Below are 16,727 nucleotides of genomic sequence, written 5' to 3' on the forward strand. Positions count from 1 at the left end.
AACACGTAGTTTGATAGATAACTTCTAAAATAAAAAACTATGAAATCTGAGAGAACAAACAACCTGGAGCATGTACTTATAAAGTGTATCACAGCCTGTGAAACCTGCGCAACTATGTGTCTTCAGGAAGATGATGTAAAAATGATGGCCCGCTGCATTATGCTGGACCGGGATTGTGCCGACATCTGTACGCTTACGGCCCGTTTTGTTGCCCGTAATTCAGAGCATGCCAAACACGTTATGAAAGAGTGCATTGAAATTTGTAAAATGTGTGCAGACGAGTGCTCTAAACATAGTCACGAACATTGCCAGAAATGTGCCGAAGCCTGCCGCGAATGCGCCGATGCCTGTTCGCAATGGATGAATGGCTAACACATTACATATAAATAAAAACGGGGCAGGATTTAACTCCTGCCCCGTTCTATTTTAAAGTGAGCTCTCTTACTAAAAGATCAGGTTTAGTATCCAGGTAAGTATAGCAATGGCAACGCCAAAGATAAGTGCGGTAAAAAAGCCGGCAATATCAATACCATCTACCAGGTAATCAGCCAGTAAAACCATCCCTACATTTATCACGATCAGGAACAAGCCCAACGTCATGATGGTGATCGGTATTGTAAGAAATGTTAGTACCGGCTTTACGAATGTGTTGAGCAGGGCCAGCACAAAGGCAAACACAAAAGCTGTTAAAAAGCTGTCGGTTATAGTTACACCAGGAATGATGTAAGTAGCTATTATTACGGCTATACCTGTAAGTAGTACTTTAATTAAAAATCCTGTCATGGGTGGTCGGTTTGTATAGTTATACTTTTATAGTTGAGTTCAGGCTATACTTCAAGCTTACCTTGCGATACGGCCATCCAGTTACAGATCTTGTATAGCAGGCGTGCCCCTACGTTCCCATTCCACTCGGTCTCTCCCGGGCCCACTTCGTTCAGGTCACAGCCAATTATCTCACGCCCTGATTTAACCAGCTGCTTTATAAGGTACACAGCTTCTTCAAACTCTAAGCCCCCTGGTACCGGTGTACCTGTTCCAGGGCAAAGCTTCGGATCAAGGGCATCAATATCAAAGCTCAGGTATACTTTCTGTGGCAACTGCGCAATTATCTTCTTGCATTCCTTTTTCCAGCTATCGCCGGCATACAGGTTTTCTTTCAGTATAGCATCATAGAAAATAGTGATGCGGCCATTTGACTGTTCGGCCATTTCTGCTTCGGCCTGGCAAAGGTCACGTATACCTACCTGCACCAGTTTTTTTACCTGCGGTACCTGTAAGGCATTGTACATGATAGACGCATGCGAATACTTAAAACCTTCGTAAGCTACACGCAAATCAGCGTGGGCATCCAGTTGTAGTATACCAAATTCGTCATGTCTTTCGGCCAGCGCATGAATCATACCTAGCGGTGTGCTATGGTCGCCGCCAAGTACGCATACTGCTTTGCCCTGATCCATGTAACCAAGTGCTTTCTGCTTCAGCCACTGTAACAGCTCCTCTCCTTTTGCGGTAACCTCTTCCGGTACACTTTCCAGATCACCAGCATCAGCTTCAGGCTGCCCTTCCTCCAGCCAGGTAATATACTTTTCGGCTTTCTCGCGCAGTTGGTCACTCACAGCATGCCACTCCTCCGATATCTCTTCCATAGCTATACCTGCTTTCCAGGCATCTTTTATGGCTGGCTCAAACAGGTCTATCTGTGGCGAAGCATCTAGAATAGCTTGCGGCCCATTTGCTGTACCGGCACTATAAGAAACGGTAACTTCCCAGGGCACAGGTATAACTACAACTTCGGCTTCATCCACCGTAAATGGCAGGCCAAAAAGTCCGGCGTTAATATCCCCAACGCCATTAGGGTCGAAGTTTGCTATTTTTTCAGCTTTGCTGTTAGGCTGTTGGTTCTGCGGAGTACTCATTTGTTACCTGGCCCGGTTTAGCGTTTAAAAGTTCTTTCACAAAGTTAGGAAGCGCGAAGGCAGCCATATGAATGTCCTCGTTATAATATTTCAGACCCTGCGCTTTCGAGAATGCTGCGGCTCCGTTCACATCAAACGTAAGTGGGTGTGCCTCCCCTTTTGAGGAATAAGAGAAACTCCAGGTACCAGTAGGATATGTTGGGATGGCAGCCAGGTAGCAATGTACTTTTTCAGCACCGAAAATCTGCTTATAAGTATCATAAATTTCTACAAACACGGCACTGTTAAAGCGTGGCGATTCGCTTTGCGTGATCATGATACCATCTTTTGTCAGGCAGCGATATACTTCCTGGTAAAACTCAGCTGTAAACAAGCCTTCGCCCGGGCCAACCGGATCAGCCGAGTCAACTATAATCAGGTCGTAGCGCTCATCCGCACATTCTTTAATATACTTGATACCGTCTTCAACCAGCAGGTTAAGGCGCGGATTATCAAAAGCAACAGCTGTTTCAGGAAGGTGTAGTTTGCAGGCTTCTATTACAAGTTCATCTATTTCCACCAGAGTAACTTCTTCCAGTTGCTCATAGCGCAATAGCTCACGCACGGTACCACCATCGCCGCCACCAATTACCAACGCACGTTTTGCTTTCGGGTTGCTGAACATCGGCACATGGGTGATCATCTCGTGGTATACATACTCATCTTTCTGAGTGCACATTACCATACCATCCAGGGTAAGCAGGTTACCATAGGCAAGTGTTTCATATACTTCTACGCGCTGGTAAGGCGAATCTTTTTTGTAAAGCTGGTTGCCGGTATGTTTTAACGAAAGGGCAATGTTCTCATCACGCTCTGTAAACCACACATCGCGGGTTATTGTACCAAGCTTTTCCTGTGGCTGTGGAGAAACATCTCTCAGCGACTCCAGGTTGAAATCATTACGCTTTAACAGGTCTAACTGGCCACGGCGGCACTCCATGGCAGAACCATGGCTGGCCTCGAACGCATCTTTCAGGTAGTTATAAGATACCCAAGGGTCAACAGAATCGCCGCAGGTAAAAAGATCAACAGCTGCGTAGCCAAACTCCGGCCACGTATGAATTGCCAGGTGACTTTCCTGAATCACGACCACACCGGAAACACCGTATGGCGAGAAGTGGTGAAATGTACTGTTAATAACGGTTGCACCAGCGGTTTCGGCTGCAGCCACCATGCTGTTCTCGATATGAACAACGTCGTTCATCAGTTCAGGAGAACAGTTGTAAAATTCTACCAGGATGTGTCTTCCTAATGCGTTCATCAATTGCGTGTAAGATTGTGTAAAGTAATAATCTGGCAAAAAAACGAAATCTATGGCTATAATCAAAAGTATAGCTTATAGCATATCTTATACCTTGCTGGCAGGCAATAAGTTATAGAACCACAAATGGAATAAATAATTTCAGAGGAAGGAAGTAAAACTCAAATCTATAGTTTGAGCAAAGGGTAAAGTATAGCCGGGAAGGATATAAATCAGGCATTGGCACCTATACTTGTGCAAGACAAAGTATAGCGCTCTAAGTGGTAGCCCACAATAACTTTACAGGATGCAGGCTATAGTTAAACTATAAGTATAGCCGATCTTAAAATAGCAGAAGGTATAGATCTATTTTAAAACTGCTACCCGATCAGGCTTTTTTATCCATATCGAATGTACGAATGATATCCAGTATTTTAAGGAACGTGCTGGTATCGAAGAACAAAAGTAATGGTAGCTCTACGCTTTTAAAATTATGTGTAAACTTCGTGATAACGGTAAAAACAAGCGGCTGAAAAAGTGGATGTTGTACCAGTATATCTTTCAAGGAATCGGCAATGTGGCTTTTAGGAGCTTTAGGCGGCGAACCGTAAATATTGGCTTTCAGTATGTTGGCTAACTGGGTTACCATAGCGCCGGTAATAATGTTGCTGATCTCAAGTAGCAACGATTCCTGCATGGCATTTACTTCCCCTTTCTGCACCTCCAGCATGTTCAGGCAAACTTCAGACAAGCGCGAGATGTGGTCGTCTGAAAAAAGCATCAGCGTAGCGCCATTAAAGTCACCTTTAATATCGGACTGAATGATAAAGTGAGTGCTTTCGTATTTGGTTACCAGCTTTATCAGTTCTTTTACTTCTATTAACTGTATATCCGGAACTTTCAGGAGCACTTTATCTTTGGCTATAGCTGCAAAAGAGTCAGCTGCACGCGCCAATCCGATATTAAGGATTTCCTTAATGATGTCTCTTTCAAGTTCCGTTACGTTAGGTTCCTTTATGTTTGTCATGCTACTAAAAATTATGCTCGCCTGCCAATACTTGTTTTCTGCTAATAAAATAACGTGTTATTGCTGGTACATCCAGCACCAGGCAAACTTTACCTGACCCCAGCAGGGTAACACCTCCATACAGTTCAACGGCATCCAGTGGTTTGCTCAGTGGCTTCACTACAATGTCCTGCTGCCTGTACAGTTTGTCTACAATTATGCCCAGCTTTCTGTTATTGTAAGATACTATGATAATATTCTGCACCATGCCTTTCAGCTTGGTCTTATCTCCCAGGTTCATTTCCTGCTCCTTCACGTTTAATAACTCGTGCAGGTAAACTACGGTTATAGTTTCGCCAAAAATGTCAGCTACCATAACCCCGCCTACTTCGTGCAGCTCCTCTACTTCAAGGGCAACAACCTGCTCGGTATGTATCAACGGAATAGCGTAAAATATCTCGTCTACTTCAAATAACAAGGCCCCTTTTACGGCAATAGAGGTCGGTAACTGAAGTATAAACGTAGTTCCTTTCCCCTTCTGCGATTCTATCCTGATTCTGCCACCAATCGAGTCCACTGCATTTTTTACCACGTCCAGGCCAACACCTCTACCCGAAAACTCAGTTACCTCCTTCGCCAGCGAAAAGCCAGGTTCAAAAAGATAAGAAAGTGCTTCCGTGTCTGAAAGGTGCTCTACGGTGCTGGCTGGTAACAACTGCCTTTCCACAATTGCTTTGCGCACCTGCGTCAGGTCTATGCCTTTACCGTCGTCGGTTAACTGTATCTGCACATTTTCGCGGTCGTTACGGGCTATCAGCGATAAGCTTCCGTTACGTGGCTTGCCTTTTTTCAGGCGGTTTTCCGGTTTCTCGATACCGTGGGTAATGGCATTCCGAACCAAATGTAACAACGAGTCGGTAATGATCTGAAGTATGTTCCTGTCTATCTGGATATCATGTCCGGCCATAGTCAGATCCACATCCTTCCCTTCGGCAGTGGCAATATCACGGACAATCCGGGGAAACTTATTGAACAACGAGCCGATACCTACCAGACGAGCATCCATAATACTGTATTGCAGGTCTTCGGTAATGCGGTTCAGATGGGAGCTCACATTTTTTAATTCGTCGTTCTCCAACTCGCGGCTGATAGAAACGATGCGGTCGCGGTCTATTACAAGTTCCCCTACCAGGTTTAGCAGGTGGTCAAGCTTTTTAATCTGGATATATACCAGTTCAGAAAGCGATAGATTTTTGGATGTATTATACCGCTGAACTTTCGCCAGTTCTATGGTACTGTCTGACAGGTTATCAACTATAATATCAAGGTTGCGGAGTAAAACCGGATCCGGGTCGCCGTAACTGGCGTTATCGATATTATGGATAAGCTCGCCTAGCAAGTCAATTCCTTCAAACAACACAGTAACCACTTCATCACTGAAGCTAAGCTCCTTGTTGCGGATAAGGCTAAAGGCTGTTTCGAGTTTGTGCGATACGTCAGAGATGTTGAGGTAGCCAATAGCCTTGGCATTTGCTTTCAGGTTATGAAGCAAACGGAATATTTCCGCAAGGATTTGTTCATCCTGCGGTCTTTTTTCCAGGTCGCTGATGTGCCGGTTCAGGGCATCAAAATACTCCAGCGCTTCTGCAATAAATATTTCCTTGTATTCCTCTTCTCTTGATTTCATAAAGTATCGTCAGCCACGCTAACGGTGTTTTGACTTGCCACATAACTGTTAATGAAATGTGGAATTTCAGACAATGGAAGCACATGGTGCGATATACCACTGTCAATTACAGACTTAGCCATCCCGAAAATTGCGGAAGAAGCCTCGTCTTGTGCTACCACTACACCACCTCTTTTATGTATGGTAGTGGCACCTATAGTTCCGTCTTTGCCCATTCCGGTCAGGATGATGCCAAGCACTTGCTTTACATTACTGTTCGCCACTGACTGCATCAGCAGGTCTACAGAAGGCTTGTCATAGGTTTGGGCTATCTCTTCAGAAAAACTGATCTTATAGTTGGCCGCATTGCCCATAACCGGTTGAATGACCATGTTGCGCCCGCCCGGCGCTACAATTAGCTTATTTGGTTTTAAAAGCAGCCCCTGCCTGCCCTCTTTAACGGTAAGGCGGGTATAGCCCTGCAAACGTTCAGCTAAAGATTTTGTAAAACCAGCCGGTAAATGCACAGCAACCAGTATACTTGCCTGTAAGTCGTCAGCCAGATGTTTTACTATATGTTCAATAGCTTGTGTGCCTCCTGTTGAAGCCCCGATCACAATTACCGTATCCACCATGGGTGCCGGTAACTCTGCTTTATTTTTTGCTGTTTCTACTTCCTGTTGCAGTTGCGCCAGCATTTGCTGCACATCCCAGTTTATAGTTTGCCTTACTGCTTTAACTTTAGTTACCAGTTCTAGCGCAATGCTTCTGTAATCCGGGTACTTTTTATTTTCTGGTTTAAGCACCACTGCAAAAACACCTAGTGCTGTAGTTTCCTGTATCAGGTCCAGGGTAAGCTGTTCCCGTTTCACCATCAAAACGATAGGTGTAGGTATTTCACTGAAAATGCGCTTAAACGTAAACAGCCTGTTATTTTTAGGCAGGTCATAGTTTACCAGAATTACATGCGGCTCCTGCTCTTTCAGAGATTTGAGTAACTCATCTCCATCGGCAGCAAACCCTGCTACACATATCCCCTCCGCATCATTAAGGATAGATTCCAGCACCAGCCGGCTATGGCTGGACTGATCTGCAATCATAACTTTAATGTCTGTTGCCAACTCCAACATAAACAATAAACTGCACTAAATAAGGTTAAAGAAAAGTTTTTAGGCTTCCTTTAATGCCTGGCTTACTACTTCCAGCACTTTTTCTTCAGAGAATGGCTTCACGATGTAAGAAAGAGCGCCATATTCCAGGGCCTCATTCACGATCACCTCCTGGCCAACAGCACTTACAATTACCACTTTCATGTCTGGCTGTTCTGCCTTTATACCTTTCAGCACATCCAGCCCGGTATTATCGGGTAAAATAACGTCTAAAGTTATCAGGTCGGGCTTTGTTTCTCTGGCCAACTCCAGCGCTGTCTGTCCGTTAGGGGCTTCGCCTACAATTTCGTAGCCTGCATCGGTCAGCATGTTCTTCAGCATGGTGCGCATGTAGAAGGAGTCGTCTACTATCAGTATTCTTTTCATAATTTGTGAAGTTGCTAATGAGTGGTTTTTAGTTTGATAACTGCTTTATTTCGTCGCTCGACAGTATTTTAAACATATCAAGCACAATAATAAGGCGGTTGTCTACTTTTGCTATACCTTCTATATAATTTTCCTGTACAGCAATGTCCTGCAAAAACGAAGGTGTTTTATCCATTTTAGAAACGGCCAGGTTCAGTGACTGCGGCACTTCCCTAACTACAACCCCGATACTATACTCCTTGGCTTCAATTACCAGCGTATAGGTCAGGTCAGAAGCAGCTACAGAAGTATCCGGCCGTATGCCAAACCGCTCTTCCAGGTTCATGATCGCTATAATATCACCTCGAATGTTGGCAACACCTTTTATAAAATCGGGTGTGCGGGGCATGCGGGTTATACTTGGCGTTACTGTTACTTCTTTTACCTGCTCTATTTTGATACCATAATATTCAGCACCAAGCTTAAAAACGATCAGGTGCAGCAACGGCTCATTTACCTTAATTTTTGCAGACTCCTCTTTCCCATTCCCCGAGGAAGCTGCCGTTTCCTCCTGGGTCAAGGCAGTTTCAAGGGCTTTATCTTTCTTTGTCGGCATAGCTGAATTAGTTGTTTCCTAATCTGTTGGTTCTACCGGTTGCCTGCGTTCTGGCAGGGGTACGCTGTTTTCCGACACCGTTGTTAGATGGTATGGAAGTCAGGCGCTTTGGCTTGCTATGGTTAAAGATGATGTTACCATCAATAAGCTTGAAGGCAGAGATACTGATCTGAAGGTCAGCCGCAATGTCGTTCAGGTTCTGAGATGAAGAAGTTAATTCCTGCATCGAAGTTGAAAGCTGCTTGGCTGTGCTTGCTACCTGCTGCGTACCAGAAGCTGTCTGTTCCGCAATGGCAACCACTTCTTCCACATACTTCACAACGTCTCCGATGGATGATTTCTGAACTTCTGTTGCTGTTAAGATATCCTGTGCCGTACGAAGCGTTTCACCACTTGATGCCGCAATGTTTTTAAAGGCGCTTGAAGCTTCAAAAGTTGCATTCTTCCCTTTTAATACACGGCCTTCCATGGTCGAGATCGCAGTTGCAGCAGAGGCTGTATCTTTCTTCACGTCCTCTACAAGTGTTGCAATCTCACTTGCTGATTTACGAGAACCTTCTGCCAGCTTTCTGATCTCTTCAGCAACTACCGCAAAACCACGTCCTGCTTCGCCTGCTCTGGCCGCCTCAATGGCAGCGTTTAGTGCAAGTAGGTTGGTTTGTGCCGCAATGTCTGTGATCACACCAAGTGATTTTGATATTTCCTGAGAGCGTGTGCTCAATACTTCAATTGTTTTAGCAGTAAGTGCCGCAGAGCTTGAGATTTCCTCCATGTTCTTTACCACTTCCGCTACTGTTTTCAGACCGATCTGAGAGCTTTCTTCACCAAGTAATGCTGTTTTGTTCACTACTTCGGCTCGGTTGGCAGTCTCTTTTGTACCTTTCATGATCTCCTCGATCAGTTTAAAAGCCTGGTCTGTTTTTAACGCCTGGTTCTGTGCACCTTCTGCCATTTGCTGCATAGCCAAAGCCACATCTAGTGTCACTTTGTTCATGTCCAGCCCTTTGGTAGCCATTTCTTCAGAAGAAGATCCTACTACCAGCGAGGAATCATTGATCTCACCAAGTAGTGCATTCAGGTTATCTACCGCAAGGTTAAGGGCGTTCGCCATATCCAGAATATCACCTGCAGTCTGTATTTCTGCTTTCTGAGTAAGATCACCTTCAGAGATCGCACGTACTACACGAGACACTTCCAGCACCGGCGTAACTATAGATTCCAGCAGATCATTCAGTGTATCTACCAGTTCTTTCCAGCTACCACCTACACCTTTTAGTGTCGCACGCTCTGTCAGTTTACCTTCCACACCCGCAACTCTTGCCACACGAGATACTTCACCGGCTAGTCTGTTAAGGTCAACCACCATTGTGTTGATCGTTTCAGCAAGCTCAGCTACTTCACCACGTGCTTCCAGGCTTAGTTTCTGGGTTAAGTCACCTTTCGAAACCGCTGTTACTACTTTAACTATACCACGTACCTGCGTTGTCAGGTTAGAGGCCATGGTATTCACATTGTCTGTCAGGTCTTTCCAGGTACCGGCTACGCCTATAACTTTCGCTTGTCCGCCTAGTTTACCTTCCGTACCCACTTCACGTGCCACGCGGGTTACCTCACTGGCAAATGAACTAAGCTGATCCACCATTATATTAATCACATCCTTGATCTGCAGGATCTCTCCACGCACATCCACCGTGATTTTCTGCGTTAAGTCACCGCTTGCAATAGCAGTTGCTACTTTAGATACATCGCGAAGCTGAACGGTAAGGTTACCAGCCATCGCGTTTACGTTGTCGGTCAGTTCTTTCCAGGTTCCGCCAACGTTTGGCACTACTGCCTGGCCACCCAGTTTACCTTCAGTACCTACTTCAAGTGCCACACGGGTTACCTCACCGGCAAAAATGTTCAGGGAGTCCACCATCTGGTTAATGTTCTCTTTTAGTGAGAGCATCTCCCCTTTTACATCCACTGTAATTTTCTGAGTAAGGTCACCTTTCGCAACGGCTGTAGATACGTTGGCAATATCACGAACCTGCAGGGTAAGGTTGGCCGCCATGGTGTTCACATGGTCAGTAAGGTCCTTCCAAACACCGGCCACGTTCGGAACTATAGCTTGTCCGCCCAGTTTACCTTCTGTACCCACTTCACGTGCCACACGGGTTACCTCATCCGCGAAAATGTTCAGGGAGTCCACCATCTGGTTAAGGTTACCTTTCAGATCAGCAAGCTCGCCTTTTACATTAACCGTGATCTTCTGGCTCAGGTCGCCTTTCGCCACTGCAGTTGCTACGTTGGCAATGTCACGTACCTGGCTGGTAAGGTTACTGGCCATGTAGTTTACGTTGTCGGTCAGGTCTTTCCATACACCACCAACGTTTGGTACATTTGCCTGGCCACCCAGTATACCTTCGGTGCCTACCTCACGTGCCACACGCGATACTTCCGCGCCAAACACATTCAGTCTGTCCACCATTTCATTCAATATATCCTTCAGGTCACCCAGCTCACCTTTCACATCCACAGATACTTTCTGCGTCAGGTCGCCTTTCGCCACGGCAGTTGCCACGTTAGCGATGTCGCGTACCTGAAGTGTAAGGTTAGAAGCCATCAGGTTTACATTTTCTGTAAGCTCCTTCCAGGTACCTTCTACTTTCGGCACATTTGCCTGGCCACCCAATTTACCTTCTGTACCTACCTCGCGGGCAACACGGGTTACCTCACCAGCGAAGATATTCAGGGAGTCCACCATCTGGTTGATGTTCTCTTTCAGGTCAGCCATTTCACCGCGAACATTTACCGTGATCTTCTGCTTCAGGTCGCCTTTCGCAACGGCAGTAGATACGTTTGCGATATCACGTACCTGAGAAGTCAGGTTGGATGCCATCGTGTTCACGTTATCGGTCAGTTCTTTCCAAACACCACCAACATTAGGCACTTTTGCTTGTCCGCCCAGTTTACCTTCTGTACCCACTTCACGTGCCACACGGGTTACCTCGTCCGCAAAGATGTTCAGGGAGTCCACCATCTGGTTTACGTTGTCCTTCAGCTGGGCAATTTCACCGCGCACATCCACCGATACTTTCTGGGTAAGGTCACCTTTCGCAACCGCTGTAGATACGTTGGCAATGTCTCGTACCTGAAGGGTCAGGTTGGCAGCCATGGTATTTACATTATCGGTCAGGTCTTTCCATACACCCGCTACGTTTGGTACTGATGCCTGGCCACCCAGTTTACCTTCGGTACCCACTTCAAGGGCCACACGGGTTACCTCACCGGCAAACAGGTTCAGGTTGTCGATGGTACGGTTAATCGTTTCCGCCATCACCTTAAAGTCACCTGACACCGGGATCTGGAATGTTTCGTCCAGGTTACCGCGCGAGATGTTCTTAAGTACTTTACCTACCTCGAGTACCGGTACCGCAATCGAATCCACAAGACCATTGATGTTGTTGATCATGTCCTTCCAGAAACCGGAAGCGTTCTCAGCAGAAGCACGGGCTTTCAGGTTACCCTCCACACCGGCTACTTTAGAGATACGTGACACCTCGCCACCCACACCACCGATCATCTCCACCATCGAGTTATAAGCTTCTGCTATCTCGGCAAAAATGTCGTTGTTCTGTTTGGTCAGTCGCACCGAGATATCCCCTTTTTTAAAGGCATCGAGTGCGTAGAGGACCTTGTTCAGTTGCTCGTTAATATAGTCGGGGTTCTGCAACAATCCTTCATCAGAAATGCTGGTGTTCCCGTTAACGGCACCGTTAATCGGTTTTTCGGGCGAACTGGCTGGCTTCTCAGTTGATGTTCCGGCTTCTGATACTATAGTTGCATCCGGAGCATCTGTTGTAGCTGTAGCAGTTGCTTTTTTACCGTTACCTTTTTTAGGCACCGTTGGTATTGCTGCACTGCCCTCTTCATCACTGATGAGCTTATCCTTGCTCAACTTCAAGTTTTTACCTAAGGCCATATGTGTTCTGTTGAATTGCTGTTTGAATTGTACTGAAAAGACAAAAATCTCCTTTTCTGCCCCCTATTACAGGAGCGCACGATATGCAATGCAAATTAATCAATTTAAATGGTTTGTTCAAATGTGGTATGGTAGCATTACCGGGTTATAAATTCTTCGGCCAGGGCCATATAATCTTTTGCTCCATTAGAGGTGGCATCATATTCCATTATACTTCTTCCAAATGAGGGAGCTTCGGCGAGTTTAACATTTAACCGTATGCTTTGTTTAAAAATATGCTCTTTCACGTTCTGTTGCAGGTATTCCAACACTTCCAGGCTTAGCTTTCTGCGCATATCAAACATGACAACTACGATGCCTTTTATTTTAAGTTTCGGATTAAACGCTTTTTTTATTTTTTGCACCGTATTTAAGATCTGATCGAGCCCCTGCAGGGTTAGCACTTCCATCTGCAATGGTATCAAAACTTCGTCGGAGGCGGTAAGTGCATTTAATGTTAGCACCGATAAGGATGGCGGGCAATCAATCAGGATATAGTCAAAGCCTTTCAGATCTTTCAGCATTGAGTACAGAAATTTCTCACGTTCCGGCTGCGAAACCAGTGATATTTCAATATCTACCAGCTCGTTAGAACCTGGCGCAATCCAGAGCCCGTCTTTTTCGACCAGCACTTCCTGTAACGTGGTGTTGCCTAAAAATGCATCGGCAAGGGTCGCTTTTGGTTCTGTTACAGCTAGTGAGTAAGATAAATTGCCCTGTGGGTCGAGGTCAACAAGTAGGACGCGTTTGCCCAGTTTGCTTAAAGCACTGCCAAGGTTTATAGTTGTAGTCGTTTTACCTGTGCCACCCTTCTGGTTTATGACGGCTACTGTGGTTGTTGCCATAGTATAGTTGCGTTGAAGTATAAGCAGTTTTTAAAACCGCAGCCCTAATCTAAGTATAAAATAAGCGTAAGCCAAAAGCGCCTATACTATAGCGCCTGTGCAAGACTGCTTCCGGCAAGTTCGCCGGTGGTAACGTAAATGTCCTGCCATTGCTCCAGTTGCAGCGACACGGCTACTACCTGCCCTGGCTCCATGTAGGCTAAATTCTTGTTTACCAGGTTTCTGAGCAATTGGGTAAGCGCCGGGTTGTGCGATACAAGCAAGACTTTTTTTACGCTGTCCGGTAACTGGCTTATACTTCTAAGCAACTGGCTTTCTTTCGGATTATAAATTTCAGGGTCGTACAGGATATGGTCGTGGTTGAAGTATAGGCGGTTGGCAACTATATGGGCAGTAGCGCTGGCACGACGTGCGGGGCTGCACAGGATGGCATCTACTTTCTGGTAGTGTTCGCGCACCCATTTACCTGTTTCGTTTGCCTGCCGTATACCTTCTGGGGTAAGCTCCCGCTCAAAATCGGGTTGTAACGGATAAGGGTCATAAGTTTCTGCATGGCGGCAGATAAAGAGGTATCGTTGCATAAGTTTTGCAGATGTTGCCGTATAGCTGCTAAATAAATAATACTGCTTGTTTTAAAGGGTAATTTAAGAAGTATTAAACCTATGTTATAGGATGTAGGTTGTAAAAGTCAGAAAAAAAACATGAACTTTGGGCAAAATTGAGCTCCGACCGGTTGTAACTATAAAGGATGATAAAAAACTTAGTCATAGTAGAGTCGCCTGCCAAGGCCAAAACGATAGAAGGGTATTTAGGGAAGGATTTCGTGGTAAAGTCGAGTTTCGGCCATGTGCGGGACCTGCCTAAAGACAACAATGCCATCGATATCGAAAATGGATTTAAGCCCACGTATGTTATCAGTAGTGATAAGAAAGATGTGGTAGCCCAACTCCGTAAACTGGCAAAAGAAGCAGAAACCGTATGGCTCGCATCCGATGATGACCGCGAAGGAGAAGCCATTTCGTGGCACCTGACCGAAGCCCTGAACCTGAACGATTCTAAAATTCGCCGCATCGTTTTCCGGGAAATTACCAAGAACGCTATACTTAACGCGATAAATTCGCCGCGAACTATAGACATGGACCTGGTTAACGCACAACAGGCCCGCCGTATCCTGGACCGCCTGGTTGGTTTTGAACTATCTCCTGTGCTCTGGAAGAAAATAAAGACCGGTTTATCTGCTGGACGAGTGCAGTCAGTGGCCGTACGACTGGTTGTAGAGCGTGAGCGTGAGATTGAGAAATTTAAATCCGAAGCGACATTCAGAATAACCGCTACGTTTGATGTACAGGGAAAAACACTGGAAGCGGAACTGCCAACCAAGTATAAAACCGAAGACGAAGCGCAGGCCTTTTTAGAGAAATGCATTGGTGCTGCTTATACGATAGAGAACCTGGAGAAAAAGCCGCTGAAGCGCAGCCCTGCTCCTCCGTTTACGACCTCTACGTTACAACAGGAAGCCAGCCGTAAACTATACTTTTCGGTGGCACAAACCATGACGGTGGCACAGCGCCTGTACGAAGCCGGTAAGATATCTTACATGCGTACTGACTCCGTTAATTTATCGGACGAGGCCATTGCAGGAGCATCAAACGCTATTCAGAATTCTTTTGGAGAGAAGTTTGTAAAGACCCGCCGCTTTAAGACCAAATCGGCCTCTGCACAGGAAGCGCACGAAGCCATCCGCCCTACCGACTTTACCAAAATGACGGTAAGCGACGACCGTAACGAACAACGCCTGTACGAACTAATCTGGAAACGCGCGATCGCTTCGCAAATGGCTGATGCCGAGATCGAGAAAACTACAGCAACTATAGGTATCTCAACACAGCCTGAAAAACTGATCGCTACCGGTGAGGTTATCAAATTTGAGGGTTTCCTGAAAGTATACATTGAGTCGAAAGACGATGATGAGGCGACGGATGAAGATGTAAAAGGGATGCTGCCACCTATTTCGGTTGGTCAAACTATAGATCTGCGCCAGATGTTGGCTACGCAGCGCTACAGTCGCCCAGCTGCCCGCTACACCGAAGCCAGCCTTGTAAAGAAACTGGAAGAAATGGGTATTGGCCGGCCATCTACTTACGCTCCAACTATATCAACAATACAAAAGCGTGGTTATGTAGAGAAAGATAGCCGCGAAGGGAAAGAACGGCCTTTCAGAGTGCTTACTTTAAAGAAGGACGAGATCAGCGCGCAGACCAAAACCGAGATAACCGGTGCCGAAAAGGCAAAGCTTTTCCCGACGGACATGGCCATGGTGGTAAATGACTTTTTGGTTGACCACTTCCCTACGGTAATTGATTACTCTTTTACAGCAAAAGTAGAAGCTGAATTTGATGAGATTGCCCAGGGCCATGAAGAATGGAAAGCTATGCTGGAGAAATTCTATGGCAAATTCCATGAGCGTATTGAGTCCAGTGAAAGTATAGATCGTGCCGCTGTATCGGGGGCCAGAGAACTGGGTATTGACCCAAATACTGGCAAGAAACTGATCGCTAAACTGGGTCGTTTTGGTCCGTTTGTACAGCTAGGCGAAGAAGATCCGGAAACAGGTGTAAAGCCGACCTATGCCAGCCTGCGCAAAGGGCAGTTCCTGGAAAGTATAACTCTGGAAGATGCGCTGGAACTGTTTAAATTACCGCGTGTGGTAGGTGTTTATGAGGATAAGGAAATGAAAGCTGCCATTGGTCGTTTTGGTCCTTATATCAGTCACAACAGCAAATTTTACTCGCTGCCAAAACACCTGGACCCAATGCTGGTAACCCCGGAAGAAGCTATTGAACTGATCGAGCAAAAACGCAAAGCCGATTCAGAAAAACTGATCAAATCGTTTGACGAGAACCCGGAGGTACAGGTGCTAAATGGCCGTTATGGTCCTTACATTGTAGTTGGCAAAAAGAACGTAAAGATACCGAAAGGCAAGGAACCGCTGGAGTTAACCTTACAGGAATGTTTAGACTTGGCGGAAGCTACACCAGACAAGAAAGGCAAAGGTGGTTTTAAGAAGAAAGCTGAAACTACGACAGCAGAAAAGAAACCGGCTGCAAAAAAGGCACAAGCTAAAAAAGCTGCACCCAAAGCAAAAGCGGCAGCTAAGCCAAAAGCGAAGAAGTAAAAGTTTAGTTATCGTTATGAATAAGAAAAGCGCTGCAGGTTTATACTGGCAGCGCTTTTTAGTTTTATTACTTTTTGTCATTCTGAGCGAAGCCGAGGGATTTTATGTACCCTATAATTCAAGTCTATGGTTTTCTTTTGTCATTTCGAACAACTAGAAAATCAAAGTGCTATAGTTTGCTATAGTTGGTGAAGACCTAGCAGCGTGTGCAGTTCCTGCTAGCGTCTGGGCTATAGCTCTATAATTTGTAATTCGTATCAAACTATCATTTTATAGTTTCCTTTAATCCTGGGAGCTTTACTTACCCATCGTTCTATAGTTCACTTTGGTACCCTCACGGCCGGGAGGCCCCGTCTTCGGGCATCGCGCTGCTGCCTTCTTGCTACACTCGTGCCTTCTTGCTACACTCGTGCCTCGTGTTGGCTCACGCCACCGCAACAAGTCAAAGGCGCTCAACCCAAAGACTGTGATCTTTCTACTATTGACCTATAGCTATAGTTTGAACTTGCTCGCTTCGAAATTGATCGTGGCTATAATTCCGGAGGGACAGGTCGCGACCTGTCCGCTTCAAAGGCTGTTACTATAACTAACTCAGATTTCTCCTTTTATCGAAAGGCCAGTTGGATAAGCAGTAGCAGATAAAGTCCCCCTTTGAAGGGGGCAGGGGGATGTTAAAGCAGCAACTATGAAACTATAGCTTTAACCAT

The 16,727-nt window shown here is 45.8% G+C and carries 13 protein-coding genes; 2 read left to right on the forward strand and 11 right to left on the reverse strand.

All coding sequences use genetic code 11. The features are described from left to right. Window positions 1-39 precede the first annotated feature (39 nt). Window positions 40-372 carry a four-helix bundle copper-binding protein gene (locus tag GWO68_RS06200; RefSeq protein ID WP_162345557.1) on the forward strand — a complete coding sequence of 111 codons (333 nt, stop codon included), beginning with the start codon at window positions 40-42 and terminating at the stop codon, window positions 370-372. Window positions 373-444: 72 nt separating this feature from the next. Here GWO68_RS06200 and GWO68_RS06205 read toward each other — a convergent pair whose 3' ends face one another. The 11 genes from GWO68_RS06205 to GWO68_RS06255 form a co-directional block, all read right to left on the reverse strand. Next, complete coding sequence (locus tag GWO68_RS06205; protein ID WP_162345558.1) at window positions 445-783, reverse strand: phage holin family protein; 339 nt, start codon at window positions 781-783, stop codon at window positions 445-447. Between the two features lie 44 nt (window positions 784-827). Further along, window positions 828-1,916 carry an agmatinase family protein gene (locus GWO68_RS06210; RefSeq protein ID WP_162345559.1) on the reverse strand — a complete coding sequence of 363 codons (1,089 nt, stop codon included), beginning with the start codon at window positions 1,914-1,916 and terminating at the stop codon, window positions 828-830. Beyond that, window positions 1,888-3,282, reverse strand: a complete 1,395-nt coding sequence (gene speE, locus GWO68_RS06215; protein ID WP_235941965.1) for a polyamine aminopropyltransferase — start codon at window positions 3,280-3,282, stop codon at window positions 1,888-1,890. The genes GWO68_RS06210 and speE overlap by 29 nt, the downstream gene beginning before the upstream one ends. Before the next feature lie 301 nt (window positions 3,283-3,583). Next, window positions 3,584-4,222: a chemotaxis protein CheC gene (locus GWO68_RS06220; protein ID WP_202923687.1), complete on the reverse strand. Its 639-nt coding sequence runs from the start codon at window positions 4,220-4,222 to the stop codon at window positions 3,584-3,586. A 4-nt stretch (window positions 4,223-4,226) separates the two neighbouring features. Then, window positions 4,227-5,888: a chemotaxis protein CheA gene (locus GWO68_RS06225; protein ID WP_162345561.1), complete on the reverse strand. Its 1,662-nt coding sequence runs from the start codon at window positions 5,886-5,888 to the stop codon at window positions 4,227-4,229. Next, complete coding sequence (locus tag GWO68_RS06230; RefSeq protein WP_235941966.1) at window positions 5,885-6,967, reverse strand: chemotaxis protein CheB; 1,083 nt, start codon at window positions 6,965-6,967, stop codon at window positions 5,885-5,887. The genes GWO68_RS06225 and GWO68_RS06230 overlap by 4 nt, the downstream gene beginning before the upstream one ends. Before the next feature lie 69 nt (window positions 6,968-7,036). Then, on the reverse strand, window positions 7,037-7,402 hold the full coding sequence (locus GWO68_RS06235) for a response regulator (RefSeq protein ID WP_162345563.1): 366 nt from the start codon (window positions 7,400-7,402) through the stop codon (window positions 7,037-7,039). A gap of 28 nt (window positions 7,403-7,430) precedes the next feature. Beyond that, the gene (locus GWO68_RS06240; RefSeq protein WP_162345564.1) at window positions 7,431-7,997 is read right to left on the reverse strand and encodes a chemotaxis protein CheW; all 567 of its coding nucleotides are present in this window, start codon (window positions 7,995-7,997) and stop codon (window positions 7,431-7,433) included. A gap of 7 nt (window positions 7,998-8,004) precedes the next feature. Further along, entirely contained in the window at window positions 8,005-11,961 is a 3,957-nt protein-coding gene (locus GWO68_RS06245; RefSeq protein ID WP_162345565.1) for a HAMP domain-containing protein, read from the reverse strand. Window positions 11,962-12,098: 137 nt separating this feature from the next. Next, the gene (locus GWO68_RS06250; RefSeq protein WP_162345566.1) at window positions 12,099-12,845 is read right to left on the reverse strand and encodes a ParA family protein; all 747 of its coding nucleotides are present in this window, start codon (window positions 12,843-12,845) and stop codon (window positions 12,099-12,101) included. An 86-nt stretch (window positions 12,846-12,931) separates the two neighbouring features. Then, entirely contained in the window at window positions 12,932-13,426 is a 495-nt protein-coding gene (locus GWO68_RS06255) for a SixA phosphatase family protein (RefSeq protein WP_162345567.1), read from the reverse strand. Window positions 13,427-13,593: 167 nt separating this feature from the next. Between GWO68_RS06255 and topA the strand changes: the two genes are divergently transcribed. Then, on the forward strand, window positions 13,594-16,020 hold the full coding sequence (gene topA, locus GWO68_RS06260; RefSeq protein ID WP_162345568.1) for a type I DNA topoisomerase: 2,427 nt from the start codon (window positions 13,594-13,596) through the stop codon (window positions 16,018-16,020). Window positions 16,021-16,727: the final 707 nt, after the last annotated feature.

This window comes from Pontibacter fetidus, assembly GCF_010119545.1.
GTDB classification, from domain to species: Bacteria; Bacteroidota; Bacteroidia; order Cytophagales; family Hymenobacteraceae; genus Pontibacter; species Pontibacter fetidus.